The 24,047-nt window shown below is 69.9% G+C and carries 21 protein-coding genes, 1 tRNA gene and 3 pseudogenes; 15 read left to right on the top strand and 10 right to left on the bottom strand.

Annotation, left to right across the window (positions count from 1 at the left end):
• Nucleotides 1-54: 54 nt before the first annotated feature.
• Nucleotides 55-492 (bottom strand): RrF2 family transcriptional regulator, encoded by a 438-nt coding sequence (locus tag QMK28_RS14880; RefSeq protein WP_326437986.1) that lies wholly within the window; start codon nt 490-492, stop codon nt 55-57.
• Between the two features lie 372 nt (nt 493-864).
• Here QMK28_RS14880 and QMK28_RS14885 point away from each other — a divergent pair, with 372 nt between their 5' ends.
• From QMK28_RS14885 to QMK28_RS14930, 10 genes and pseudogenes are all read left to right on the top strand, one after another.
• A complete protein-coding gene (locus QMK28_RS14885) occupies nt 865-3,090 on the top strand; it encodes an NADP-dependent isocitrate dehydrogenase (protein WP_326437988.1) in 2,226 nt (741 codons plus the stop codon).
• Between the two features lie 408 nt (nt 3,091-3,498).
• Nucleotides 3,499-4,706, top strand: a pseudogene (locus QMK28_RS14890) (AAA family ATPase); the annotation flags it as partial.
• Nucleotides 4,707-4,872: 166 nt separating this feature from the next.
• The gene (locus QMK28_RS14895) at nt 4,873-5,550 is read left to right on the top strand and encodes a response regulator transcription factor (RefSeq protein WP_326437992.1); all 678 of its coding nucleotides are present in this window, start codon (nt 4,873-4,875) and stop codon (nt 5,548-5,550) included.
• An 88-nt stretch (nt 5,551-5,638) separates the two neighbouring features.
• Nucleotides 5,639-6,976 carry a sensor histidine kinase gene (locus tag QMK28_RS14900; protein WP_326437994.1) on the top strand — a complete coding sequence of 446 codons (1,338 nt, stop codon included), beginning with the start codon at nt 5,639-5,641 and terminating at the stop codon, nt 6,974-6,976.
• A gap of 91 nt (nt 6,977-7,067) precedes the next feature.
• A complete protein-coding gene (locus QMK28_RS14905) occupies nt 7,068-8,465 on the top strand; it encodes a hypothetical protein (RefSeq protein WP_326437996.1) in 1,398 nt (465 codons plus the stop codon).
• Nucleotides 8,466-8,552: 87 nt separating this feature from the next.
• Nucleotides 8,553-9,119 carry a Chromate resistance protein ChrB gene (locus QMK28_RS14910; RefSeq protein WP_326437998.1) on the top strand — a complete coding sequence of 189 codons (567 nt, stop codon included), beginning with the start codon at nt 8,553-8,555 and terminating at the stop codon, nt 9,117-9,119.
• Between the two features lie 35 nt (nt 9,120-9,154).
• Nucleotides 9,155-10,336 carry an MFS transporter gene (locus QMK28_RS14915; RefSeq protein ID WP_326438025.1) on the top strand — a complete coding sequence of 394 codons (1,182 nt, stop codon included), beginning with the start codon at nt 9,155-9,157 and terminating at the stop codon, nt 10,334-10,336.
• 291 nt (nt 10,337-10,627) lie between these two features.
• On the top strand, nt 10,628-10,924 hold the full coding sequence (locus QMK28_RS14920) for a transposase (protein WP_326438000.1): 297 nt from the start codon (nt 10,628-10,630) through the stop codon (nt 10,922-10,924).
• Nucleotides 10,921-11,265, top strand: a complete 345-nt coding sequence (locus tag QMK28_RS14925) for an IS3 family transposase (RefSeq protein WP_326438002.1) — start codon at nt 10,921-10,923, stop codon at nt 11,263-11,265. Before QMK28_RS14920 ends, QMK28_RS14925 begins: the two co-directional genes overlap by 4 nt.
• On the top strand, nt 11,166-11,852 hold the full coding sequence (locus tag QMK28_RS14930; RefSeq protein WP_326438004.1) for an IS3 family transposase: 687 nt from the start codon (nt 11,166-11,168) through the stop codon (nt 11,850-11,852). Before QMK28_RS14925 ends, QMK28_RS14930 begins: the two co-directional genes overlap by 100 nt.
• 9 nt (nt 11,853-11,861) lie before the next feature.
• On the opposite strand, the gene QMK28_RS14935 is transcribed toward QMK28_RS14930, so the two are convergent.
• Nucleotides 11,862-12,569 (bottom strand): response regulator transcription factor, encoded by a 708-nt coding sequence (locus tag QMK28_RS14935; protein ID WP_326438005.1) that lies wholly within the window; start codon nt 12,567-12,569, stop codon nt 11,862-11,864.
• Nucleotides 12,566-13,789 carry a sensor histidine kinase gene (locus QMK28_RS14940; protein ID WP_326438007.1) on the bottom strand — a complete coding sequence of 408 codons (1,224 nt, stop codon included), beginning with the start codon at nt 13,787-13,789 and terminating at the stop codon, nt 12,566-12,568. Before QMK28_RS14940 ends, QMK28_RS14935 begins: the two co-directional genes overlap by 4 nt.
• Nucleotides 13,790-13,928: 139 nt before the next feature.
• Here QMK28_RS14940 and QMK28_RS14945 point away from each other — a divergent pair, with 139 nt between their 5' ends.
• Entirely contained in the window at nt 13,929-14,333 is a 405-nt protein-coding gene (locus tag QMK28_RS14945) for a DUF4190 domain-containing protein (RefSeq protein WP_326438009.1), read from the top strand.
• 5 nt (nt 14,334-14,338) lie between these two features.
• Nucleotides 14,339-15,823, top strand: coding sequence for an alpha/beta hydrolase (locus QMK28_RS14950; protein ID WP_443050729.1), 1,485 nt, complete (start codon nt 14,339-14,341; stop codon nt 15,821-15,823).
• 194 nt (nt 15,824-16,017) lie between these two features.
• On the opposite strand, the gene QMK28_RS14955 is transcribed toward QMK28_RS14950, so the two are convergent.
• The 4 genes and pseudogenes from QMK28_RS14955 to QMK28_RS14970 form a co-directional block, all read right to left on the bottom strand.
• Complete coding sequence (locus QMK28_RS14955) at nt 16,018-16,359, bottom strand: hypothetical protein (protein WP_326438027.1); 342 nt, start codon at nt 16,357-16,359, stop codon at nt 16,018-16,020.
• Between the two features lie 229 nt (nt 16,360-16,588).
• The gene (locus QMK28_RS14960) at nt 16,589-16,810 is read right to left on the bottom strand and encodes a hypothetical protein (protein WP_326438013.1); all 222 of its coding nucleotides are present in this window, start codon (nt 16,808-16,810) and stop codon (nt 16,589-16,591) included.
• 238 nt (nt 16,811-17,048) lie between these two features.
• Nucleotides 17,049-17,348, bottom strand: a pseudogene (locus QMK28_RS14965) (DUF4158 domain-containing protein); the annotation flags it as partial.
• A 326-nt stretch (nt 17,349-17,674) separates the two neighbouring features.
• A tRNA-Gly gene (locus tag QMK28_RS14970) sits at nt 17,675-17,748 on the bottom strand.
• Nucleotides 17,749-18,313: 565 nt separating this feature from the next.
• Between QMK28_RS14970 and dcd the strand changes: the two genes are divergently transcribed.
• The 3 genes from dcd to QMK28_RS14985 all read left to right on the top strand — a co-directional run bounded on the left by dcd (nt 18,314) and on the right by QMK28_RS14985 (nt 21,248).
• Nucleotides 18,314-18,889 carry a dCTP deaminase gene (dcd, locus tag QMK28_RS14975; protein WP_326438015.1) on the top strand — a complete coding sequence of 192 codons (576 nt, stop codon included), beginning with the start codon at nt 18,314-18,316 and terminating at the stop codon, nt 18,887-18,889.
• Nucleotides 18,890-18,959: 70 nt separating this feature from the next.
• On the top strand, nt 18,960-19,457 hold the full coding sequence (locus QMK28_RS14980; protein ID WP_326438017.1) for a phosphoribosyltransferase: 498 nt from the start codon (nt 18,960-18,962) through the stop codon (nt 19,455-19,457).
• A gap of 255 nt (nt 19,458-19,712) precedes the next feature.
• Nucleotides 19,713-21,248 (top strand): ricin-type beta-trefoil lectin domain protein, encoded by a 1,536-nt coding sequence (locus QMK28_RS14985; RefSeq protein ID WP_443050730.1) that lies wholly within the window; start codon nt 19,713-19,715, stop codon nt 21,246-21,248.
• Between the two features lie 200 nt (nt 21,249-21,448).
• Here the strand turns inward: QMK28_RS14985 and QMK28_RS14990 are convergent, their stop codons facing one another.
• From QMK28_RS14990 to QMK28_RS15000, 3 genes and pseudogenes are all read right to left on the bottom strand, one after another.
• Complete coding sequence (locus QMK28_RS14990; RefSeq protein ID WP_443050731.1) at nt 21,449-22,519, bottom strand: Yip1 family protein; 1,071 nt, start codon at nt 22,517-22,519, stop codon at nt 21,449-21,451.
• Between the two features lie 191 nt (nt 22,520-22,710).
• The gene (locus tag QMK28_RS14995) at nt 22,711-23,688 is read right to left on the bottom strand and encodes an FG-GAP repeat protein (RefSeq protein WP_326438023.1); all 978 of its coding nucleotides are present in this window, start codon (nt 23,686-23,688) and stop codon (nt 22,711-22,713) included.
• A gap of 147 nt (nt 23,689-23,835) precedes the next feature.
• A pseudogene (locus QMK28_RS15000) lies at nt 23,836-24,047 on the bottom strand (hypothetical protein); the annotation flags it as partial.

The raw sequence follows: 24,047 nt of genomic DNA on the forward strand, positions 1-24,047 counted from the left end.
TTGTGGGTTGAAGGGGGCGGTGCGGTGGGGGTGGTGGACCCGGGGGCCGCGCGGTCAGGCGCCTCTGCCGATCAGGCCGATCAGGACCGGCCCCGTCGGTGACCTGGTCAGGTCTTCGACGGTGAGCGGGTCCAGCGAGGCGTAGAAGGCCTCCTGTGCCTGGCGCAGCGCTCCGCGCAGTCGGCAGGCCGTGTTCAGGGGGCAGGGCGTGGCCCCCTCGCAGTCCACGACCTCGCCGTCCCCCTCCAGTCGCCGCATCAGGCCGCCGACCGACGCGCGCCGGCCCGCCGCGGTGATGGCCAGTCCGCCGCCGCGGCCCCGGCGCGTCTCCACCAGGCCGAGGTGCTGCAAATGGGCCACGACCTTCGTCAGGTGCGAGTAGGGCACCCGCATCGCGTCGGCGATCTTCCGGATCGTCGACGGCTCCTCGCCGGTGACGGTGAGGGACATGACGACCCGCAGGGCGAGGTCCGTCGACTTGTTGAGCCTCATGAGCGGACTCTAACATTCATCTGAGATGAATATTAGAGATTCGGTGCGACTGGGGATGCGAGTACGGGCGCGCGCGGATCAGGAGGGCCCGCTCCGAGGTGTCGCCGCGAGACGCGAAGCCCGGCGATCGCCTGGGCGGGCAGCCTGCCGAACGTGCGGTGCTCAAGGCGGGCGACGGCCTTACGGATCGTGGCGGCGGCCAGGCGTCCGGAGGGGGAGCTCGCCCGGCGGCTCGGCGCCCGGCGGACCGCCGCCCCTGTGGCCGTACGCAGGGGCTGCTGTCGGGAAGGGGCGATCCCGAGATAGCTTGATATCGAGATAGTTCTAGACGCTTGAGATAGTTCTAGACGTGAGACGTGAAGCGGAGTATCGGTGACTGACTCGACCTCGACCATCATTTACACGCACACCGACGAGGCCCCGGCCTTGGCGACGTATTCGTTCCTGCCTGTCGTCCAGGCGTACGCCTCGACAGCGGGCGTCAGTGTGGAGACGCGCGACATCTCCCTGGCCGGGCGCATCATCGCGAGCTTCCCCGACCGTCTGGAGGAGGGGCAGCGCATCGACGACGACCTCGCCGAGCTGGGCAAGCTGGCCAAGGACCCCGCGGCCAACATCGTCAAGCTGCCGAACGTCTCGGCGTCCATCCCGCAGCTCAAGGCGGCGATCGCGGAGCTCCAGCAGAAGGGCTACGCGCTGCCGGCCTACCCGGACGACCCGAAGACCGACGAGGAGCGGGACGTCCGCGGGCGGTACGACAAGGTCCAGGGCAGCGCCGTCAACCCGGTGCTGCGCGAGGGCAACTCCGACCGCCGCGCCCCCGCGTCGGTCAAGAACTACGCCAAGGCGCACCCGCACCGCATGGGCGCCTGGACGGCCGACTCGAAGACCAACGTCGCGCAGATGGACGCCAACGACTTCCGCTCGACCGAGAAGTCCCTGGTCGTGGCCGAGGACGGCGCGCTGCGCATCGAGCTGACCGGCGACGACGGCAGCACGACGGTGCTGCGCGAGTCGGTGCCGGTGCTCAAGAACGAGGTCGTGGACGCGTCCGTGATGCGGGTCGCCGCGCTGCGCGAGTTCCTGGTGGCGCAGGTCGCGCGGGCCAAGGCCGAGGGCGTGCTGTTCTCCGTGCACCTCAAGGCCACGATGATGAAGGTCTCCGACCCGATCATCTTCGGCCACGTCGTACGCGTCTTCTTCCCGAAGACCTTCGCCGAGCACGGCGAGACGCTCGCCGCGGCCGGCCTGAGCCCGAACGACGGCCTCGGCGGCATCTTCAAGGGCCTGGAGTCGCTGCCCGAGGGCCCGGCGATCAAGGCGTCCTTCGAGGCCGAGCTGGCCGAGGGCCCGGAGCTGGCGATGGTCGACTCCGACCGCGGCATCACCAACCTGCACGTCCCGAGCGACGTCATCGTCGACGCCTCGATGCCGGCCATGATCCGCACCTCCGGCCGCATGTGGGGTCCGGACGGCGAGGCGGCCGACACCCTCGCCGTCATCCCCGACAGCAGCTACGCCGACGTCTACCAGGTCGTCCTCGACGACTGCCGGGCGCACGGCGCCTTCGACCCCTCCACCATGGGCTCGGTCGCCAACGTCGGCCTCATGGCGCAGAAGGCCGAGGAGTACGGCAGCCACGACAAGACCTTCGAGATCCCCACCACCGGCACGGTGCGGGTCCTCGACGGAGCGGGCAACACCGTGCTGGAGCAGACGGTCGGCGCCGGTGACATCTTCCGGATGTGCCAGACCAAGGACCTGCCGATCCAGGACTGGGTCAAGCTCGCCGTCACCCGCGCCCGCGCCACCGGCGACCCGGCCGTGTTCTGGCTGGACGAGGGCCGCGCGCACGACACGAACCTCATCGCCAAGGTCAAGCAGTACCTCCCGGAGCACGACACCGAGGGCCTGCGGATCGAGATCATGTCCCCGGCCGAGGCCACCGCGTTCTCCCTGGAGCGCATCCGCCGCGGCGAGAACACCATCTCGGTCACCGGCAATGTGCTGCGCGACTACCTCACCGACCTGTTCCCGATCCTGGAGCTGGGCACCAGCGCCAAGATGCTCTCGGTCGTCCCGCTGATGTACGGCGGCGGCCTCTTCGAGACCGGCGCCGGCGGCTCCGCGCCCAAGCACGTACAGCAGCTGGTCAAGGAGAACTACCTGCGCTGGGACAGCCTGGGCGAGTTCCTCGCACTCGCGGTCAGCTTCGAGCACCTCGCGCAGACCACGGACAACCCGCGCGCCCAGGTCCTCGCGGACACCCTCGACCGCGCGACCGGCACCTTCCTCAACGAGGACAAGTCGCCGAGCCGCAAGCTGGGCGGCATCGACAACCGCGGCAGCCACTTCTACCTGGCCCTCTACTGGGCCCAGGAGCTGGCCAAGCAGACGGACGACGCCCAGATGGCCGAGGCGTTCACGGCTCTCGCCAAGACGCTGGCCGAGCAGGAGCGGACCATCGTCGACGAACTGATCGCGGTCCAGGGCTCACCGACCGACATCGGCGGCTACTACCAGCCCGACGCGGCCAAGGCGTCGGCCGTCATGCGGCCGTCGGCGACCTTCAACACGGCCGTCGCGAGCCTCGCCTGACGGGTTCTCGCCTGATGGGTGCCTCGCCTGGCGAGACCCACGCCTGACGAGTTCCGCGCCTGATGCGATCCGCGCGGCGGCTGACGTCGACCGACGCCGACCGACCAGGCCCGCGCGGCAGTTCCACGAAATGCACGAAAGGCCCCCGGGCCCAGTCCACCGCCGAAAGGTTGCCGTCCTGTGGCGGACTGGGTCCGGGGGGTCTTGTGGTGGACGCTGTTCCAACTGCGCCCCACGCCCCACGCCGGACGAGCTGATCGGGACGTCGTGGTAGCGCTGGAGGCACATCGCGATCTTGACTGGACCGAAGTGTGCTGCTGCCGTAACCACAAGATCTTCTCCCCGACGGATCCGGCCCGCTTAGCCGGGTTGCCTACCCTGCGATCACCCACCCGATAGGTTCATCCCCTGCCCGGCCGCCTCCTGGAACTCCACGTCGAGAACTTCCGCAGTCTGCGTGACGTGACGATCCCCCTTGGCCCGCTCACTGTGCTTGTGGGGCCTAATGGGGTGGGCAAGTCGAACGTCCTGGGCGTCTTCGACTTCCTCGCCGCGATCATCCGAACCGACCTCCAACCCGCGCTCGATGAGCGCGGTGGTTTCGACGAAGTGGGCTTCTGGGGTGGTGCGAAGCCTCCGACATCGATGAAGATCCACCTCAAGGCCACCTGGACGACTCATGCGAGCTTCCAGGCCCCGGACGAGTACTCGCTGACCATTCGCAGGCGTTCCCTCCCGAACAGCCGCGAGTCCTACACCCTGTCGCGCGAGGAGAGTTTCCAGTTCAAGCGCACCCAGGGCAGAGGGCGACGCATCACGATTTCAGGCGGGAAAGCACGTGTGGTCGACAAGAGAGCAGGCCGGGACTCCGATGGCGGCAGTTTTGGTATCCAACGACTGAGTAGTGGGTTGTCGACGTTGCCCCGGCTGGGGCGTTCAGACGGTGGCGAGGAGGTCACCCGAGTCGCCGAACGCCTCTCCTCGTTCAGGGTGTTCGATGTGAACGTTGCCGCCGCGCGGCGGCCCACCCGTTCCCGCTCCATTCTCGCCGGCGGCTTGGATCCGCAGGCAGAGAACCTGGCCGCGTTTCTGGTCCAGCTCAGTGCTGACGAGGAGCGCTGGGACCTTCTTACGAAGGATGCACGCCGCGTACTGCCGCAACTGGAGGCCATTGAGTTTGAACAGGTCGGGGGCTATGCCGACCGGCTCGCTGTCGTGCTCCACGAGCGGGGCCTACGCCGTACCACCCCGTTGGCAGACGCCTCATTCGGCACGGTGCGTCTTCTGGGCTTGCTGGCCATGTTTTACGATCCGCAGCCGCCGGCGCTTACCTGTGTTGAGGAGATCGACCATGGTCTGCACCCTCAAGCCCTTGAGCTCATCGTGGAGCGGCTGCGGGAGGCATCGGAACGAACCCAGTTCATCGTGGCGACCACTCGCCCGCGCTTGTCGACCGCTTGGAGCCGAGCGAATTCATCGTGTGTGACCGCGACGAAGAAGGCGCGTCCGTCATCCCTGCGCTCACGGCTGAAGAGATCGAGGAGATCGTTGCAGAGACGGGTAACCAGCCACTGGGTGAACTGTGGTTCTCCGGCGTGCTTGGTGGCGACTTGACGGTCGCTGGTCGCATTCCCAGAGTCTGTCCGGAAGAACCGCGCACGCGCCCCGGACGGCCGAGCCCGGCTGGCCCGCTCCCGCCCCGGGGACGGCCCCACACCACCACCCCCCCGACACTCCCCCACATTCAGCCCCCATTCAGCGGCCGCACGTCACAATCAGGACATGCGGGTGCTGGTCGTCGAGGACGAGGAGCGCTTCGCCGAAGGGCTGCGCAACGGTCTGGAGGCGGAGGGCTTCGCCGTCGACGTCGCGCTCGACGGCACGGACGGGCTGTGGCGGGCGCGCGAGAACCCGTACGACGCCATCGTGCTCGACATCATGCTGCCGGGCCTGAACGGCTACCGGGTCTGCGCTGCGCTGCGCGCCGAGGGCAACTGGACGCCGATCCTGATGCTCACCGCGAAGGAGGGTGAGTGGGACGAGGTCGAGGGGCTGGACACCGGTGCTGACGACTATCTGACCAAGCCCTTCTCGTACGCCGTGCTGCTGGCCCGGCTGCGGGCGCTGCTGCGCCGCGACCCGCGCGAGCGGCCCGCCGCGCTCACCGCCGGTGACCTGCGGCTCGATCCGGCGGCCCAGGAGGTCTCGCGCGGCGGTGCACGGATCGAACTGACCGCCCGCGAACTGGCGTTGCTGGAGTTCCTGCTGCGCAGGCGCGGCGAGACCGTGTCCAAGCGGGAGATCCTCGCGCATGTCTGGGACGACGACTTCGAGGGCAACTCGAACATCGTCGAGGTCTACGTCCGTCATCTGCGCAACAAGCTCGACCGGCCCTTCGGGCGGGCCGCGATCGAGACCGTGCGCGGCTGCGGCTACCGGCTGGCCTCCGATGGGGGGTAGCGAGAGGGGCGCCAGAGACGGGGATGGCAGAGACGGGGCCGGCGAAGACGCGGCCGGCAAGAAGAGAGATCCGGCGAAGGGGTCGGCCATGGGCGTCAGGTTCCGGTCGACGGTGGCGGCCGTCCTCGTCGTCGCGGTGGGGCTGCTCGCCGGGGCGGTGGCCCTGGTCGTGCTGTTGCGGGCCGAGCTGACCGACGACGTACGGCAGGCCGCCCGCGCCCGCGCCGAGCAGGTGGCCGCCGTCATCGAGTCCGGGCGCGGGGTGCCCTCGCTGGCCGTCGCCGAGCGCGACGAGCAGTTCATCCAGGTCCTGGACGCCAACGGCGCGCTGCTCGCGAGCAGCGGGAACGTCGAGGAGCTGCCCGTCCTGGCGCGCCCGGAGAAGGACGGCGAGGCCAGGGTCACCACTCCGCTGGACGAGGACGAGTTCCTGGTGGTGGCGGCTACCGCCGACGGGCCCGACGGACGGAAGACCGTACTGGTCGGGCGGGCGCTGCTCGCGGTCGCCGAGTCGACGCGGATCGTCACCCGGCTGCTGTTGCTGGGGCTGCCGCTGCTGCTTCTGCTGGCCGCGGCGGCCACCTGGATGGCGGTGGGGCGGGCGCTGGCGCCGGTCGCCGCGATGCGCGCCGAGGTCGAGGCGATCTCCGCGACCGAGCTGCAACGCCGGGTGCCGCTGCCGCGGGGCCGTGACGAAATCGCACGGCTCGCGGTCACCATGAACCGCATGCTGGACCGTCTGGAGCGCGCCCAGACGGCGCAGCGGCGCTTCATCTCGGACGCCTCGCACGAGCTGCGTTCCCCCGTGGCCTCCGTCCGGCAGCATGCCGAGGTCGCGCTCGCCCATCCCGGCCGCTCGACCCAGGAGGAGCTGGCGGCGACGGTACTGGCGGAAAATCTGCGTATTCAGCGGCTCGTCGACGATCTGCTGCTGCTGGCGCGGGCCGACGAGGACGCGCTCCGGCCGCGCCGGCAGACCGTCGACCTCGACGACCTGGTGCTCGACGAGGCGCGGCGGCTGCGTGCCGCGGCGCCCGCCCTGCGGATCAGTACGGCGGGGGTGTCGGCCGCCCGGCTCCAGACGGACGCGCAGGGTCTGCGCCGGGTGCTGCGCAACCTCGGTGACAACGCGGCCCGGCACGCGCGGGAGCGGGTGGCTTTCGGACTCACCCGGGAGGAGGACGGCCGGACCGTGCTTCTGGTCGAGGACGACGGCCCCGGAGTGCCGCCTGCCGACCGGGAACGGATCTTCGAGCGGTTCGTACGGCTCGACGACGCGCGGGCCCGTTCCGGGAAGGGGGGCGGCGGCAGCGGGTTGGGGCTGGCGATCGTCGCCGAGTTGGTGGCGGCGCACGGCGGTACGGCCACGGTGGGCGAAAGCCCCCTGGGCGGGGCGCGTTTCGAGGTGTGGCTGCCTCGCGGCTGAACGCGGGTTCAGTTTCGTTCAGGGTCTGTTCAGCGGCCTGCTGCCACGGTCTGGGTACGAACGGTCTGGATACGAGACGAGGAGGTGCGTCATGGACCGCAGGACACTCGCGGATCGCAGAGCACTCACGGACCGCAGAACGCTCGCGGCAGCGGTGGCGGTGGTGTTGGCCGCGACGCTCGCGACCGCCGGATGCGGCAGCGGCGGCAGCAGCAGCTCGCAGAGCGCGAAGAAGAGTACGGGCTGCGTACAGATCGTCAACGAAGCCACCGGCAAGAAAACCGGCAAGTGCATGCCGCTCGCGCCCAAGAAGGACCGGGTCGACCTGGACAAGCCGGCCTTCTCCCGCCCGACGTCCATCACCAACCCGCTCCACCCCAGCTCGCGGGTCCAGCAGGTGATCTACGGCGGCCAGGTGGGCGGCAAGCCGTTCCGTACCGAATTCACCCTGCTGCCCGACAAGAAGACCATCGCCCTGAACGGCGAACGCGTGAAGGTGCGAACCCTCCAGTACACGGCACTGTCCGACGGGCGGATCGAGGAGGTCGCGCTCGACTGGTTCGCGCAGGCCGATGACGGCTCCGTCTGGTACCTCGGCGAGGACGTCTTCAACTACGCGGACGGGGTCGTCGCCGACACCGACGGCACCTGGAAGGCGGGCAGGACCGGACCCGCCGCGATGATCATGCCCGCGCATCCGAAGGCCGGCGATGTGTACCGGCCGGAGAACGCGCCCGAGGTCGTATTCGAGGAGGTCACGGTCAAGGCCGTCGGGCAGACCGTCCCGGGTCCGTACGGGCCGGTCAAGGGCGCGGTGACGGTGAACGAGCTCCATATGGACGGCTCTCGCGAGGACAAGGTCTTCGCCCCCGGGTACGGGGAGTTCTCCACCGGGGAGCCGAACGGTGACCTGGAGGCGGTCTCGCTGGCCGTGCCCACCGACGCGAAGCCGGGTCCGGTGCCCAGCGGGCTGGCTGCCCTGTCGGACGCCGTACGCACGGCACACGACGAGTCGACGGGCCAGGCGGAGGTGCGGAAGCTGCGCGCCGCCTGGGACGCGTACCGGGCGTCGGACCGGGTGTCGCCGGTCCTCACGCGGCAGATGAACCGCGATCTGGGCTCGCTCGCCGCGGCGGTCGCGGCGCACGACGCGCGGACGGCGCGCGGAGCCGCGCTGCGGGTCGCCCAGAACGACCTCGACCTGCACCTGCGCTACGAACCGCTCGCGACGGTCGAGGCGGCCCGGATGGACCTGTGGGCGCGCCAGTTGAAGCTGGACGCCGCTGCCAAGGACGAGGGCGCGGTCGCCGGGGACGTCACCAGCCTCGAACTCACCTGGGAGCGGGTCGAACACAGCACGGCACCAGGCAAGGCCGAGCGGATCTCCGGGCAGTTGCGCGAGCTGCGCGGGGCGGCCGACCACAAGGACACGGCCGAGGCCGCGAAGCTGGCGCCCGCGCTGACGGGCTCGCTCGCGGGACGGTCCTGAGGTTCCGGGGGCGAAGTGGTGTGCGAGGGGGCGGTCACTGCCCTCCCTCGCACACCTATCCATGTAACACCTGATACATTCATCATTGTGACAGACCAAGAACATCAGGTGCGTTGGCTCGTACTCGTGATCAAGTTGTCCGCCGAGCCTTCGAGGCACCGAGTGGCCGTCTGGCGGGAGCTGCGCAAGGTCGGCGCCCTCTCGCTGGGCCAGGGGATCTGGGCCGTGCCGGATGTGCCGGTCTTCGCCCACGGCGTGCGGCGCGCCATCGAGCTGGCCGAACGGGCGCGGGGTGAGGCCGTGGTGCTGGAGGCGGTCGGGCGGGGGCCTGATGACGCGGCCCGGTTCCAGGCGATGTTCACCGCGGCGCGGCAGGCGGACTGGGCGGAATTCCTCTCCGACTGCGGCAAGTACGAGGCCGAGTTGGCCAAGGAGATCCGCATCGCGAAGTTCACGCTGGCCGAGCTGGAGGAAGAGGAGCAGAGCCTGGAGCGGCTGCGGCGCTGGCACCGGGACTTGACGGCGCGGGACGTATTCGGCGCGCCGGAGGCGGCGCGGGCCGGGGAACGGCTCAAGCAGTGCACGGTGGCGTGTGAGGACTACGCGGAACGGGTTTTCCGCGCCCTGCACGGGACGTCGGAGGAGGACCGGTGACGGCGCCAGCCGCGCGGGCCGCGCCGGGCCGGCAGATGTGGCCGCTGTACGCGGCCGCCTTCACCACCGCCTTCGGCGCCCACGGCATCGCGGCCAACCTCGGCGGGTTCTCCGAGGACACCGTCACGTCGCTGCTGATGCTGGGCGCGCTGCTCGCGCTCTACGACGGGGCGGAGGTGCTGCTCAAGCCGGTCTTCGGCACCCTCGCGGACCGTGTCGGCGCCCGCCCCGTACTGCTGGGCGGGCTGGTCGCCTTCGCGGCGGCGTCCGCCCTGTACGTACTCGCGGACAGCCCCGGCTGGCTCTGGGCGGCCCGCCTGGGCCAGGGCGCCGCCGCCTCCGCGTTCTCCCCGTCGGCCTCGGCACTGGTCGCCCGGCTCAACCCGGCGGCCAAGCACGGGCGGGCGTTCGGCAGCTACGGCTTCTACAAGTCCATCGGCTACACGCTCGGCCCGCTGCTCGGCGGCGTGCTGGTCTGGGCCGGCGGACTGCGGTTGCTGTTCACGGTGATGGCGCTGCTCGGCGCGGCCGTCGCGATCTGGGCGGCGCTCGCCGTACCGCGCGTACCGCCGCTGCCGCGCACCCGGCAGACCGTGGCGGACCTGGCCCGGCGACTGACCGACCCGGCCTTCCTGCGGCCGACCGCGGCCCTCGCGGGCGCCACCGCCGCGCTCTCCGTCGGGGTCGGCTTCCTGCCGGTGTCCGGTGCGGCAGCCGGGCTGGGCGCGGTGGCCACCGGCGCGGCCGTTTCGGTACTGGCCCTGTGCGCGGCCATCGTCCAGCCCAAGGCCGGGCGGGCCCTGGACGCCGGACGCCTCACCGCGCGCACCGGCATCGCCGTCGGCCTGCTGACCGCGGCCGTCGGCCTCGCCTGCGCGACGCTGCCGGGGCCGGCCGGCGTCCTGCTCGCCGCGGCGCTGATCGGCGCGGGTACGGGCCTGATCACCCCACTCGGCTTCGCCGCCCTCGCGGCCTCCACACCCCAGGATCGACTCGGCCAGACCATGGGATCCGCCGAACTCGGACGGGAACTCGGCGACGCGGGAGGCCCGTTGCTCGTCGCCGCTGTCGCCACGCTGGCGACGCTCACCTACGGGTACGCCGCGCTCGCCGTCCTCCTGGCGATCGGCCCGGCCTTCGCTCTCGCGGCCTCCCGCCGGCGGGCTGCCTCCGTACCTACGGGCGGCGGGCCGACAGGCGGCGGACCAACGGCGTAGCAACGCGCGGGGAACGGCGGCCGGGGGACAGCGGCTGGGGGCCAGCGGCCGCGTCGATGACGCCGCTCCGCCGGCGGCCCGGCACCCGCCGCCCGACGCCGCACGCGACGGTCGACTCCTTTCGTACCCCGGCGTCGTAGGGCCACGCGCCCATCCTCGCGGCCGTACAGGCCGCGGGTTGACCCGACCACTGGCCACACCCGACGACCAGACGGGATCCCTGAGGGGAATCGCGCAGGTGTCCTTCCCCTCGTAGCGTTGAGTCCGTGATTGCAGGGGAAGTTGAGAGTCATGGCGGAGAAGCGGCGGAAGTTCGATGCGGAGTTCCGTGAGGGGGCTGTCCGGGTCGTCACCGAGACCGGGAAGCCGATCGCGCAGGTCGCGAAGGACATGGGGATCAACGAGACCACGCTGGCGAGCTGGGTCTCCCGGGCCCGCAGGGCCGGCGGTGACGGCACGGTGGGTGAGGCCGAGCGGGAGGAGCTGCTACGGCTGCGACGCCAGGACGCGGAGAAGTCCAAGCGGATCAAGGAGCTTGAGATGGAGCGTGATGTCTTCAAGCGATGCATGGTCCTCTGGGTGAAGTGACCGAGAACGAGCCGGAGGCGCTGGTCGCCTTCATCGGGAACCAGAGGACCGAGCACGGTGTTGCGCACACCGTTGCCTGCCGGGTGCTGGGCGTGTCCGAGGCGTGGTTCTACAAATGGCGCCGCCGTCCGTCCGCGCCTACGAAACGCGAGGTCAGGAAGACGCGGTTGGAGGAGAGGATCACGTACTTCTTCCGCGAGTCGGGCGAGACCTACGGCTCGCCGCGGATCACCCTGGACCTGTGGGCCGAGGGCTGGCAGGTCTCGGTGAACACTGTCGCGGAGGTCATGGCGGAGCTGGGCTGCAGGGCCGCAAACCGCCGCGCAAGCGCCGGTCGCTGACCCGGCAGGGCAAGCGTCGCGCATCACCTGACCTGGTACATCGCAAGTTCGATGCCATCGCGCCGGACGTGTTGTGGGTGGGCGGCATGACCGAGATCGAGACCGGGGAGGGCAAGCTCTACCTGGCCACCGTCCTGGACCTGTTCTCGCGCCGCCTGCTGGGCTACGCGATGGGCGCCTATCATGACGCGGCCCTGGTCGGGGCGTCGTTGAAGATGGCGGCGGCCACTCGGGGCGGCGACGTGGACGGCGTGATCTTCCACTCCGACCGCGGGTCGGAATACACCAGGGAGGCGTACAACTCCTTGTGTGACCACCTGGGCGTGGTGCAGTCCATGGGGCGCGTGGGGTCCGCCCTGGACAACGCGGCCGCGGAGTCGTTCAACTCGACGATCAAGGTCGAATACATCCACCGGCGAACCTTCGCCACCCGTACCGAGGCCCGGCTGAAGATCGCCACGTGGATCACCGGGTTCTACAACCCGCGACGAAGGCACAGTGCAGCCGGCGGCCTGCCACCCGAAGAGTTCGAACAGATCATCACCGAAGCACGCACCCGAAGCCAGCAAGAGGCCCGGGCCACATAACGAAGGACTCTACGAAACCGGGGGATTGACAGGGACTACCAGGCCGGATTCGTAGGCGATGACCACCGCGTGTGTCCTGTTCTGTGCGCCGAGCTTGGTCAGCACGTTTCCCACGTGGGTCTTCACCGTCTCCAGGCTCACCGTGAGCGCCCTCGCGATCTCCGGGTTGGACAGGCCCGTGGCCATGCTCCGCAGCACTTCTTCCTCCCGGTCCGTCAGTGCCGCTTTCGGTAGCGCCTCGGCGGAGTCCAGGGGGCGGGCGGTGACCATGCGGCGCAGTGCTGAGGGGAAGAGGATCGCTTCTCCCGACGCCACCACCCGTACCGTCTCCGCGATCTGGCGGACCGGGAGTCGCTTGAGCACGAACCCGGCGGCGCCCGCGCTGAGTGCCGCGGTGACGTAGTCGTCGTTCTCGAAGGTGGTGATCACCACGACCTTCGGCGGTGCGGTGGCCGGGTCGGCGAGGAGTTGCCGGGTGGCCTCGATGCCGTTGCAGCGCGGCATGCGTACGTCCATCAGGACCACGTCCGGGCGCAGTCGCCGTGCCTGTTCGACCGCGTCGATGCCGTCGGCGGCTTCTCCGACCACTGCGATTCCCGGTTGAGCCGCGAGCAGCATGCGCAGACCGCTGCGGGTCACTTCGTCGTCGTCCGCGATCAGGAGGGTGATGGGGTTGTCTGCGGGATCGGCGGCCGTGCTCGTGTCGGGGCCGGTCATGCCGATGCCGGTATCGGCAGGCGGACCGCCAGGCGCCAGTGCCGTGTCCCCTGCGGGCCCGCCTCGATCTCGCCGTGCAGCAGCCGCACGCGTTCGGCGAGACCGGGCATGCCGTGCCCGGACGTCGGGAAGGTGCCCGGGCCCGCGCTCGTCCCCGGCCCGGTCCTGTTGACCACGCCCAGCTCAAGACTGTCCGGGGTGGCCGCCACGCGGAGCTCGATCGGACCGCCCGCTCCGTGCCGCAGCGCGTTCGTCAGGCCCTCCTGCAGGATCCGGTACGCCGCCCGGGAGAGCGTCCCCTGCACCTGCGCCCAGTCGCCCGACAGTTCCGGCTCCACCGTCGCGCCCGCGTGCCGCAGCCGGTCGACCAGCTCGGGCAGGTCGGCCAGGGTGCGGGTCGGTGCCGTCTCCGCCCGCTGATCGCGCAGCACACCCAGTACGTAGTCCAGGTCCTCCAGCGCGGCCCGGGACGACTCCTCGATGCTGCGCAGAGCGGCCCGCGCCGTCGCCGGGTCGGCGGCGAGCACCTCGCTCGCCACCGCCGCCTGGATCGTGGTCGCCGTCAGTGTGTGACCGATCGAGTCGTGCAACTCGTGAGCCAGCCGGTTGCGTTCGGCCAGCGCCTGTTCCCGCTCGGCCGCCAGCGCGAGCCGCTCGGCCGACGAAGGCCCCAGCAGCCTGGGCGCCAGCCGGCGCAGGGCTCCTGTCACCACCACGCACACCACCGCGGCCAGCAGCAGGCAGCACGGCCCCAGCGGCCAGTTCTGCCAGCCGCCCTCCGCCCGCAGTGACCAGCCGAACAGACTCAGCTCCGCCTCACCACGGAGCCAGCCGAACGGAAGGGTCACCCCCATGAGCAGCGGCACCCCACTGGCCAGTGCCCCCGTCCACCCCAGCGTCACGTGCAGCAGCAGCCACAGCGGAGTCCGCCAGCGGTCGCCGCCCGATGCCGCAGGGTCCGGCAACGGCACCCCCAGCAGCCTGCGGGCGAACGCGATCAGCGCCCGCCGCGTGGTGCGGGCCAGACCGATCGTACCGATCAGCGCCGCCCAGACCAGGAGAGTCAGAACGGCTTTCACGCCATAGGGAGCGGACGGCCACACCAGGGTCGGCAGCATGGCGAAAGGCAGCAGCGGAATGCTCGCCAGAGCACCGCAATAGGCGAAGAACATACCCGTATACGTGGAGCCGCGCAGCAGCGGCCGGATTCCCCAGATCATGATTCGGCCAGTATGACCGGCCAGCCGGCCCGGGCCCTCCCCCGATCGGGGGAGGAAATCCTCCCACCTTTCCGCGATGCGCGGTCGCGTCGCCCGAAACCAGAATCAGCCCCCTGAGCACTCGACCGGAGGATGGCTGATGAACACGGAAGCGACCCAGATGTCGCCGTACAACACGGCACCGGCCCGGACCGGTGGGACGGTCCCATACCGCCCCCACCCTCAGGGCCCCAAGAACCGGCTGGCCGGAGCCGCCATGGTGCTGGGCGTCACCGGCCTGGGCACCTCGGTCTTCTTCTTCGGCGGCCTGCTCGGCGTCGTCGGCCTGGTCCTCGGCATCGTCGCCCTGGTGAGAAGCGGTCCGACACGGAGCGGCCGGGGCAAGGCCATCACCGGCGTGGTGGCGTCGGCCGTCGCGATCGTGGTGGCCGTCCTGGTTGCTTTCTTCATGGTCTGGTACGCGAACGAGACGCAGGAGTGCTACCAGCCCGGCAGTTTCCAGCAGTACAAGCAGTGCGTCCGCCAGCAACTCACGGGGAATTGATCCTGATGCGGAACTCACGAATAGCGTCTGTGCTGGCTTCCGGTGCCGCGGCGGCTCTTCTTTCGGTGTCGATTCCCGAAACGGCCTTCAGCGCATCCGAGCCCACCGCAGCGCAGCACAAGCCCCGATGGCAGCGGTGCGATGCGGGCAGCCCCGCCTCCTTTCAGTGCGCGACTCTCCAAGTGCCGCTGGATTACAGCGATCCCGGCGGCAGGACGATCGACATCGCAATATCCCGGATCAAGGCGGGCAGCGCGAAGGAGCGGCGCGGAGTTCTGCTGCTCAACCCCGGCGGACCCGGCGGACCCGGCCTGGGCATGCCCGTGGACCCGGCACTGCGCCTCTCGCGGAAGGTGAGGAGGCAGTACGACCTCATCGGGTTCGACCCCAGGGGCGTCGGGCACAGCTCTCCCGTCAGCTGCGGGCTGACCGACGACGACCGGGACACCGAACGCCCGTACAAGGCCAGGACCTTCGCGAGGGATGTGGAGCGGGCCCGTACCGTGGCCGCCAAGTGCCAGGCTGCGGCGGGCGGCACACTGCGCCACCTCACCACCCGCAACACCGCGCGCGACATGGACGCGATCCGCGCCGCGCTGGGCGAGAAGAAGATCTCGTACCTGGGGATGTCCTACGGCACCTATCTCGGAGCCGTCTACACGCAGTTGTTCCCCCGGCGGACCGACCGGTTCGTGCTGGACAGCGCGGCCGACCCCGCGGGCTACGGGCGCGGCATGTTCACCGCGATGGCCAAGAGGGCCGAGCCCGCCTTCACACGGTGGACCCAGTGGACGGCCCGGCGGCACACGGCGTACGGCCTGGGCCGCACACCGGCCGCGGTCCGCAAGACCTTCTGGGACCTCGTCGCCAGAGCCGACCGCACCCCCATCGAGGACCGCGGGGCGCTGTTGACCGGTGACGGCATCCGCGCTCAGCGCGCCGTGTTCGCCCGCATCCAGAAGGCCGCCGCCTGGGTCGCCGGACTGAAGGAGACGGCCGACGGCAAGAAGCCCAAGACCTCCGGGCAGGCACCGGGCCCCGTCCCTCCGGCGTCCGCCCGCGACGTTCCCCCGGACAACAATGACGCGAGCGCCTGGGCCGTGCTGTGCGCCGACACCCGGGCGTCATGGCCGAGCGATCCGCAGCAGTACCGCCACGACGCGATCCGCGACAGGACCCGGTATCCGCTGTCCGGCGATTTCGACGCCAACATCAAGCCGTGTGCCTTCTGGAAGCCGGGCAGCGAGCCCAGAACGGCGGTGAACAACAAGGTCCCCGCGCTCATCGTGCAAAACGAGTGGGACCCCCTGACGCCCCTGGCCGGAGGCCGGGCCATGCACCGGGCACTGCACGGCTCCCGGATGGTCACCGTCGCCGGCGGGGAGGGGCACATCGTCAACGGCAACAATCCCTGCGCGGACACGAGTGCCATGGCCTACCTGGCCACGGGCAGGCTCCCGGGCAAGGACCTGACCTGCCGGGCCGGCTGAACCTCGTTCGTGAGCAACAGGCCGAGCAGCGAGTTCACGAACTCCGATCTCCGAGAACCTTGCAGGTCAACGCACATCTGGCGCCAGAACGCTTCTCGTGCCGGCAGATCGACATCAGGCATCGGGGGCCCGTCAGTAACGTTGCGGGATTGAACGCTACGGAGCCGTGGCTGCCGGACCGCCGACGGCGGGCTTCACTTCTCCTGCTGTCCGTTCGCCGTGCTCGCGCAGCATCCGCATGACCGTGGCCGTGAGGGATGCTGGCCCTTCCTCATGCCTGTGGTGATGACGCGGCGCTTGGCGATGTCGCGCAGGCTCATCTCCTGATCGCGCAGGTGGAGGGCCATGGACAGCATGCCGTCGTCGGTGACCCCGGCACCGCCGATGGTCTTGCCGCGCTTCCGCGCACTCTCGTGGCCTTCGAGGGTGCGGTCGCGAATGTACTCGCGCTCTATGCCGGACATAGCCGCGAGCACGGCGAACACGATCCCGGAAGGGTCATGCGAGCCCTTCAGCTCCCCGGTGAGGAACTCCAGCCCGACATCCGCTCGCCTTCAACTCCTCAGCGAGCAAGGCGAGTTCGATGCCGCGGCCGAGCCGCTTGTGCTCGTGCGCGACGAGGGTGACGGCGACCCCTGTCGTCGACGACCGCCTCACGCCAGTCCTTGCACACCACCCCGTCCATCGGCACGACGTCCGTGGTGTCGTAGAAGCGGGTCTTGCCGTCGACGTCGGCTTACTTCTTCAGCAGCTTCAGCGCGTCCATCAACGGCCGGTAAGCGGTGTTGTTGCAGGGTGAAGTCCAGCGTGTTCAGCGGCGGCGGCAGCATCTGCCACCAGATCCTTGAGTGTCTTCTCCCTGACCACCGGGACCAGGGCCCGGCGTACGACCTCGTCGGGCTTGTCGACGGCGGCAGTCGCCAGCTTGGAGAGGGTGCCCTCCTTGCCGCGGACCTTCTTCAATTCGGCGGTGAGCTGCTTCTCCACCCGTCGCTCGGCGCGGGCGTTGATCTTGTGGACCAGGGCGACCAGCAGCTCGACCAGGGCGTCGGTGATCTCCGCCTGCCGGGACGGACGCAGGACCGTGAGCAGGGTGATCCGTACATCCCTCCGCCGTGTCGCGGAAGTCCGAGGGGTACAGCTTGATCGCCCGCGCTCGCCAGGCGGCCAGCTTCTCCGAGCAGTCCGCGAACAGCCCGTCGGGCAGCCCGAGCTTGCGCACGTCGTTGAGGTGCCGCTTGGCGCCCGCCAGGTCGTACTTTGCCAACTCGGCCACCGGTACCTTCACCAGCCCGGCCACGTACTCCACGGCGGGCTGTGGGAACTCCTCGACGAACTCGGGGAACCGGGCCTCGATCTCGAAGAACTTGAGCATCAGGCAGAAGCCGAGGCGGATCGGACCGGTCTTGTTCGCCACCAAGTCCCAGTCGCCATCCACCAGCGTCCAGGACGTCACCACGTCTTCCGGCGACCATTCCTGTCGCACACCCGCCCTTTGTCGTCGGCCTTCCGGGCTTTCACCCAGTCAGCTCAATGAAGGTGTCTGGCTACGGGAAACGGCAGACGCGCACCCCCTGAAGCTACTGGCGGGTTACTTGTTCCCTGGCGTCTGGGCTAGGATTCCGGGGCCTTTTAGGTGGCAAACCCACGAACTCGTGCCGATGTGTGACGCAGACCACCCGGAAGACGTCTCGCGATCTGAGACGACAGCCTGGTCGCGTGGTCCATGTGGTGCGGTGTAGGCCCTTTGGGCAGGGCATTCGCGGCAGTTGGGGCACGCGGAGGGCACGACAGGGGTGAAGAGGTCTAGACGACAAAGAAGGCCCGGGTCTATGACCTGGGCCTTTGATGTGGAGCGAGTGACGGGAATCGAACCCGCGCTCTGAGCTTGGGAAGCTCATGTTCTACCATTAAACTACACTCGCGAGGCGGGCCCGTTTGAGAGCGTCGCATCGTCGCATACTGTACCCCACCCATGACCCCCGGCGCATTTGTCGTGGGGTTTTGTTGCTGCTGGGGGCGGTGATGCGGCCGTGGGCCGCCGGGAGTTGAGGCGTAGCGTGCGGGGTGCGGAGTGCCGTGTGGGCGGGTTCCTGTTCATCCCCTAATGTGGCTTTTGTTGTCCATGGATCCGGGGAAAGGTACTTGATGCAGCCCACAGTCGTTCGTTGTGCTGGAGGGCACGTGTTCAGCACCGCTTCGTTCCCGATGCAGAACCTCGGGACGGGTCGGCTCGGGCCCGGGCGGCTGTTGCGCTGTCCGCGCTGCGCCCGGTTGCGGCATGCGGTGCCGGTCGGGGTCGAGAAGCGGTAGCCGGTCCGTACTGAGCGCCTGAACGGGCCGCCGAGTAACGCGCTTCGGTCAAGCAGAGCCAAAACGCCTGAACGGGCCGAGCGCGCAGCTGAGAAGCGAGCTCCCGTCAAGCAGCGCCGAAACGCGCCGGTCCGGTCCGATTGGGCCGGGCCGGTGTCGTCCGCGTACCCTGCGACGGTGCTTCTCTCTGACAAAGACCTCCGGGCCGAGATCGACGCCGGACGGGTCAGGATCGATCCCTACGACGAGTCGATGGTCCAGCCATCGAGCATCGATGTGCGGCTCGACCGCTTCTTCCGGGTGTTCGAGAATCACCGCTACCCGCACATCGACCCCGCGGAGGAGCAGGCCGACCTCACACGCCTGGTGGAGCCGGACGGGGACGAGGCGTTCATCCTGCACCCCGGTGAGTTCGTGCTCGCCTCGACGTACGAGGTCATCACCCTGCCCGCCGATGTCGCCTCGCGCCTTGAGGGCAAGAGCTCGCTCGGCCGGCTCGGGCTGCTGACGCACTCCACGGCCGGCTTCATCGACCCCGGCTTCTCCGGGCATGTGACGCTCGAACTGTCGAACGTCGCGACGCTGCCCATCAAGCTGTGGCCCGGGATGAAGATCGGCCAGCTGTGCATGTTCCGGCTGACCTCGCCCGTCGAGCACCCGTACGGCTCCGCGAAGCACGGCTCCCGCTACCAGGGGCAGCGCGGGCCGACGCCCTCGCGCTCGTTCCTGAATTTTCACCGCACGCAGGTCTGAGCACGCAGGTCTGAGTCCGAGTCCGAGGACGGTTCGAGGCAACAGTGAGTGGCAACAGTGAGTGGCAACCGTGAGTGACGAGCGCGAGAATCTGACGTACCCGCTCTTCGGGCAGGCCGTCCGGGAGCTGGCCCAGACGGTCGCCGATGACGGCTACGAGCCGGACATCATCCTGTCCATCGCGCGCGGCGGGCTGTTCGTCGCCGGTGGGCTGGGCTACGCCCTGGACGTCAAGAATCTGCACGTCATGAACGTGGAGTTCTACGAGGGGGTCGGCAAGACCCTCGATCTGCCCGTCATGCTGCCGCCGCTGCCCAACGTGGTGGACTTCGCCTCCCAGCGGATTCTGGTGGCCGACGACGTGGCGGACACCGGCAAGACGCTCAAGCTTGTCTACGACTTCTGCGAGGGCCACGCGGCCGAGGTCCGGTCCGCGGTCATCTACGAGAAGTCGGCTTCGCTGGTCAAGTGCGAGTACGTCTGGAAGCGCACCGAGCAGTGGATCAACTTCCCGTGGAGCGTCGAACCGCCGGTCGTCCGGCGTGAGGGTCAAGTTCTCGACGCCTGAGGGGCTTGAGGGGCCTGGGGGCCTGAGGGGATCGGGAAGCGCCACGGGCCGCTCCGAACCATCCCCCCGCTCCGAACCCATCCCCCGCCCCGAACCATCCCCCGCACCACCATCACCCCCTCCCCCGCGTTTGAACGGTTTCGGCCAATTACGCGCTCCAGGAGCCTTTTCCTGTTCCCTCTGTTCCCCCTGTGACTACCAGCGAGTAGAAACCGGCGGTAACAGTTCCCAGAGGGAGCCGAGAGGGGAGACCCAGTGGTGCGTGCGAGGCACAGATCATTGCGAGCACTCGCTGTCGTGGCGTCGTTCGCGGTCGTGGTCGGCGGCGGTGCGCTGACCGCGGCGCCGGCCACGGCGGCCGGCAGCGGGGCGGACAGGGCGGCGGCGGTCGCGCCGTTGCCGCCGGAGTTGGAACAGATCCGGGCGGCCGAGGCCACCAAGCTCTACGGCGACCCGGCCCAGCGGCCCGTCGAGCAGCGCAAGACGTCGCTCATCTCGCTCGGGGACAGCGAGATCTCGGGTGAGGGCGTCGGCACCTACGAGCCGGGTACGAACGGCCCGGACAACTGGTGTCACCGCTCGCCCGACTCCGCCATCCACCGCACCGGCATCGCCGCCGACGTGACGTACAACGTCTCGTGCTCGGGCGCGTACTCCGGGAACATCAAGATCGGCGGCAGCAAGCAGTACGCCGATGAGCTGGTGCAGAGCGACAACCTCGCGATCAAGGCCAGGAACACCCGGCTCAAGATGGTCGTGCTGGTCGCAGGGGCCAACGACGACCTTCAGTTCGGGCCGGTGATGACCGACTGCGTCACCCGCTGGCTGTTGCTCCAGGGCACCTGCGAGCCGAAGTACCAGCCCGGCTGGCAGGCGCGGGTGGACGCTCTGGTGCCCAAGATCGAGCAGACCGTACGGGACCTGAAGACGGTGATGAGCGGCGCGGGGTACGCCGACGGCGACTACAAGCTGGTCGTGATGGGCTACCCGAGCCCGATCGGTCCGGACATCGAGGACAACCCGAATTTCCCGGGCAAGATCCCCGGCGGCTGCACCGGCTACACCTCCGACTCGGCGTGGGGGCGGAACACCGCCGTCCCGGCGTTCGAGCGCGGGATGCGCAAGATCGCGCAGCAGACCAGCGCCGTCTACCTGGACAACTCACGGCTGTTCCAGGGGCACGAGGTGTGCATGGAGGACGCCTGGGCGCGCGGCCTCTACGTCGATCTCTCGAACCCGTTCCCGCCGGACGCCAACTCCGTTCGGCAGTCCTTCCACCCCAACGTCCGCGGCCACGGGGCCTTCGCGTCCTGCCTGACGCAGATGTACGCGTCCTCCGGCCGGGAGGGCTCCTGCGCCGACCCGGCGAGCACCGGAACGCCGAAGCTCTACGACCTGGCGTGGGACGACGTCTACCGCCCGCTGAAGGACGAGGCCACGTCGAGCTGCGTGGACGTGCTGGAGGCCAAGTCCCGTAACGGCTCCAAGGTCGGCGGCTGGGACTGCGGCGCCGGTCAGCGCAACCAGGGCTGGTGGTACGACGCGCAGCAGAAGTCGCTGCACGTCGAGTTGACCCACGACCGCTGCCTGGACGTACCCGGCGCGAAGTACGACGCGGGCGCGGCGCTGGTGCTGTGGAACTGTTCGGGGGCGGCCAACCAGCAGTTCACCCGGACGAGCGGCACGATCCGTCCGGCGGCGGCGCAGGGACTGTGCCTGTCCCTGGGCGGCGCGAAGGACATGCTGCGGTTGCAGAAGTGCGACGGATCGGCGAGTCAGCGATTCGCGTAGGCAGCCACACGTGTGCGGCACACGTAAGCGGCACACGTAAGCGGCACACGTAAGTGGCACACGTGAGCCGCACACGTGAGCCGCACACGTGAGCGGCACACGCAGGAGGGCCCCACCGGGATTGATCTCCTCGGTGGGGCCCTCTTCCGTCTGCCGGATGTCAGCCGGATGTCTGCCGGTTGGCTACCGCGTACCGCGCCTTACAGCGTGCCGAGCTTGATGACCGAGAGCAGCGCGAGCAGTTGGATCGCCGACGCCCCCAGCGCCTTGGGCCACGGCAGGTCGTGCGACTTGCTGACCATCGAGGTGAACAGCGCGCCGGCCGCGACCCAGGTGGCCCAGCCCAGGGCCTGTACGAAGGTGCTGTCGCCGCCCAGGAACATCGCGAACAGCAGGCGCGGCGCGTCGGTGAGCGACATGATCAGCATCGAGAGCCCGATGGTCGGCTGCCAGGAGCCGTCGCCGCCGAGCTGCCGGGCGAGGGTGTGCGTCACCGCGCCCAGGATCAGCGCGCTGATGACGAGGGCGACGCCGGAGCTGATCACCCACGGGATGCTGTTGGACAGCGTGGCGTTGAGCACGTCCTCGCGGGCCTTGTCGAAGCCGAAGACGGCGAGCAGGCCGTAGATGAAGGTGACCGTGAGCGCGACGCCCCACACGGGGTAGTCCCGCATCTGCCAGAAGGTCGGTCCCGGGCGCAGCACGATGCCGCGCAGCAACTGCTTCCAGTGCAGCCGGGGACCGGCGGGCGGCGCGGCGCTCTGGCCGGCGCGGTAGGTGTCGGCGTCGCCGCCGTCGTACGAGCCGTCGCCCTGGCCGGGGCCGTACGGGTCGCCAGGACCGCCCGGACCGCCGTAGGCGTCGGCCTCGTTGATGCTGAACGCCTGGGTGTGGCCCGCGCTGTTGTTGAACGCGTCGGGCGCGGGTCCCTGGCCGCCCTGGCCGTAGTACGGGTCCTGGCCGCCGCCGCCGAAGTACTCGGGCTCGCCGTGGCCGCCCTGGCCCCCCTGCGCGCCGCCGTGCCCGCCCCGGCCGCCGTGCCCGCCCTGCGGGCCCGGACCGCCGTACGCGGGGGGCTGGGGCCACTGCTGGCCCCCCTGCTGCCCCTGCGGAGGCGTGGGCGGCCCGCCGTACGGCGCCTGCTGCCCGTACGGCGGCGGCGCCTGCCGCGGTTCACGCGGGCGGCCGCCTTGCTGCCCGCGCTGTTGCCCTTGCTGCCCCTGTTGCGGGGCACGGGAGTCCCGTCCACGTCCGATCCTGAATCCAGCCACGTATTCGAAAGTACCTGGTCGGCGGAGACCAGGTGACGGGCCGGTGGGAAGAGGGCCGCCTTTGCGGCCGAGCTGTGACATCCCTTAGGGGAACCCCGGGGGGTTTTCCGCAGGGTCCCGGGCGGGTGGGCGAGGGCCGGCCCCGGGGAAGCGCCGGCCCAGGCGGCGGCGTGTCCCGCGCGCCGCGTCGTCTACTGGCCGATCGTCGACCCCAGGCGCGCCCCCGCGTACGGCGCGTTCAGCGACACGCCGTTGAACGTCCAGGAACCGGTCGTGGTCAGGCCGCTCGACGTGCCGGTCGTGCCGCCCTCGAACTCAGCTCCGGGCAGCAGCCCTTCGTCGCTGCCCCGCAGATAGACGGACCAGCCGACGACCTTCTCCAGGTCCGGCTTGGTGCCCAGGATGACGAGGTCGGCCTTGCCGTCCTTGTTGTAGTCGCCCGTGGTCGGACCGGTCGGTACGAAGCCGTCCTCGGCGGAGAGCTCGGACGGGGCCTGGGCGCCCTTGGCCGACTGGTCGGCCGTACGGCCCGCGCTGCGCGCGCCGGGTCTGCCGCCGGCGAAGGAGTACAGCTCCAGGCCGCTCTTGGTGAGCACGGTCAGCTCGGTGGAACCGTTGCCGTCGATGTCGGATCCGGCCGCCCCGATCCCGTACGCGTCGTCCGCCGTCGGCGTCGACCCCTGCAGCCAGGTGCTGCCGTTGCCCGAGACCCCGGTCGGCGAACCCCACAGCACGGTCGCGCCGCCCGTGTTCGACGCTTCGCCGACGTCCTCGCCGGGCGAGCCGACCGCGAGGTCCGCGTAGCCGTCCCCGTCGAAGTCGCCCGAGGCGACGGACTCGCCGAACGCGTCCCCGGTCTCGGGCGTGCCCGGAACCCCGGCCGAACTCTGGTTGATCACCGTCCGCTTGGCGGTGTTGACGCCGCTCGATGAGCCGTACAGCACGGATACGTACCCGGCGGAGTCGCTGCCGCCCACGGTCGCGTCCGGAGCGGCGACCACCAGGTCAAGGTAGCCGTCGCCGTTGAAGTCGCCGTGGGCCGGACCCGCGGCTGCGGGGGCGGCGGGTGCGGGTCCGGCGGGTGCTGTGGGAACCGTGGCCGAGGCGGGCAGGGCGGCCATGATGCCGGCGCCGCTGAGCAGGATGAACGATGTCGCTACAGCGGTCATCGAGTGGATGGTGCGCACTGTGCTCCTCAACGTCAGAACAGACGGGACGGGCGAGGAACGGCGGGGGTTGCGGCAGGGCGCCCGGTGCCCTGCCGTCACGTGAACAGACAGCACACCGGGAGCAAGGGTTGTACCTGGTCCCGTCCGTTACGGGGCGGGGGGTGTTCCGGGACCGTTCGGCCACAGTTCGCGGTGCGGGCCGTCCGGGGCGTCGGTGGGACGTTGGCGCCGGGGGCGGGGCAGCGGTGCGGGCCGTTCTGTGGCGCCGGGTGGGGCCTTGGCGCCGGGGGCGGGACCTGCGGGGCGGTAGGTCCTGGACCGTGTATTTACGGGCCTGGCGGCCCACAAATACACGACAG

The sequence above is a fragment of the Streptomyces sp. H27-D2 genome (assembly GCF_035828615.1).
GTDB lineage: Bacteria > Actinomycetota > Actinomycetes > Streptomycetales > Streptomycetaceae > Streptomyces.

Excerpts from the sequence above, each read along its gene's own strand:
- QMK28_RS14950 (WP_443050729.1), top strand. The coding sequence starts at position 14,339 with ATGCGGAACTCACGAATAGCGTCTGTGCTGGCTTCCGGTGCCGCGGCG.
- QMK28_RS14900 (WP_326437994.1), top strand. The coding sequence starts at position 5,639 with ATGGGCGTCAGGTTCCGGTCGACGGTGGCGGCCGTCCTCGTCGTCGCG.
- QMK28_RS14905 (WP_326437996.1), top strand. The coding sequence starts at position 7,068 with ATGGACCGCAGGACACTCGCGGATCGCAGAGCACTCACGGACCGCAGA.
- QMK28_RS14995 (WP_326438023.1), bottom strand. The coding sequence starts at position 23,688 with ATGACCGCTGTAGCGACATCGTTCATCCTGCTCAGCGGCGCCGGCATC.
- QMK28_RS14920 (WP_326438000.1), top strand. The coding sequence starts at position 10,628 with ATGGCGGAGAAGCGGCGGAAGTTCGATGCGGAGTTCCGTGAGGGGGCT.
- QMK28_RS14935 (WP_326438005.1), bottom strand. The coding sequence starts at position 12,569 with ATGACCGGCCCCGACACGAGCACGGCCGCCGATCCCGCAGACAACCCC.
- QMK28_RS14940 (WP_326438007.1), bottom strand. The coding sequence starts at position 13,789 with ATGATCTGGGGAATCCGGCCGCTGCTGCGCGGCTCCACGTATACGGGT.
- QMK28_RS14895 (WP_326437992.1), top strand. The coding sequence starts at position 4,873 with ATGCGGGTGCTGGTCGTCGAGGACGAGGAGCGCTTCGCCGAAGGGCTG.
- QMK28_RS14915 (WP_326438025.1), top strand. The coding sequence starts at position 9,155 with ATGTGGCCGCTGTACGCGGCCGCCTTCACCACCGCCTTCGGCGCCCAC.
- QMK28_RS14945 (WP_326438009.1), top strand. The coding sequence starts at position 13,929 with ATGAACACGGAAGCGACCCAGATGTCGCCGTACAACACGGCACCGGCC.
- QMK28_RS14880 (WP_326437986.1), bottom strand. The coding sequence starts at position 492 with ATGAGGCTCAACAAGTCGACGGACCTCGCCCTGCGGGTCGTCATGTCC.